At 29.8% G+C, this 1,176-nt stretch carries 1 protein-coding gene; it reads left to right on the top strand.

Annotation, left to right across the window (positions count from 1 at the left end; all coding sequences use genetic code 11):
* The first annotated feature begins 250 nt into the window (after positions 1–250).
* Complete coding sequence (locus Q0138_RS01010) at positions 251–1,096, top strand: pyridoxamine kinase (protein ID WP_297979689.1); 846 nt, start codon at positions 251–253, stop codon at positions 1,094–1,096.
* Positions 1,097–1,176: the final 80 nt, after the last annotated feature.

Below are 1,176 nucleotides of genomic sequence, written 5' to 3'. Positions count from 1 at the left end.
GCTCTTCCGATCTTCAATAAAAAATTAAAAATTTGTATTCAATTATTTTTTTTAAAAATGTATAATAATTAACATTATCATTGTTATTTCATTATTTTAGTTCATTTTAATCTTATTTTTAGTTTTAAAGAAATATTATCTTATTTTTTCAATTTAATCTTGAAAAATAGATTATTTTAAATAAATTTAAATAGTATGAAATTAAATAGTTCTATTAGGGATTCTTAATTAAAATATTAGGTTTGAAAAAATGAATGAAACAACAAAAATTTTAACTATCCAAGACATATCCTGTTTTGGACAGTGTTCCATAACAGTTGCATTGCCTTTAGTGTCTGCTTTTGGAATTGAAACAGCTATTCTTCCTTCTGCAGTTTTATCTACACACACTTCAGGTTTTTCAGATTATACTGTTAGGGATTTGACTGAGGATCTTCCTGAAATAAGAAAACATTGGGAAAAGGAAGGAATCTGCTTTGATGCAATATACACTGGTTTTATAGCATCTGCTGAACAGTTGGATTATATTAAGGACATCATTGATTCCAGACTTAAGCCTGATGGTTTAGTATTTGTTGACCCTGCAATGGCAGACAATGGTGAATTCTATAACGGTTTTAACCAGGAATTTGCTGACAGGATGGGGGAGTTGTGTAAATTAGGTGATTATGTTCTTCCAAACACTACAGAAGCATGTTATCTATTGCATAAACCTTGGAAAGAGGAGTTTTCAAGAGAGGAAATGTTGGAGATGGCTAGAGAACTTGCTGATTTTACCAAGAGATATGTTATTTTAAAGGGGGATGCAAATGAGGAAGGCAAACTTGGCATGATTGTTTTAGACAAGAAAAATGATTCCATTGAAATTGTTTATAATGATAGGGTTGATTATGTATCCCATGGAACAGGTGATGTTTTTGCTTCAACTTTTGTAGGTTCTGTAATGAGTGGAAAGAGTCCATCTGCAGCTGCAAAGATTGCTGGAGAATTTACAAAAAGATCAATAGAAAAGACAATTGGAGATTCAACCCACACTTATGGAGTAAAGTTCGAACAGGTAATTCCTGAACTTTATGAGCTTTTGGACTCTAATTAGTTATCTTATCTTTTTTTATTTTTTCTTTATTTTTTCTTTATTTTTTCTTTATTTTTTCTTTATTTTTTCTTTATTTTTTC

The organism is uncultured Methanobrevibacter sp., from assembly GCF_937906425.1.
Lineage (GTDB): Archaea > Methanobacteriota > Methanobacteria > Methanobacteriales > Methanobacteriaceae > Methanobrevibacter.
The sequence above is the reverse complement of the archived record's forward strand: the minus strand, read 5'-3'. Positions and strand labels throughout refer to the sequence as shown.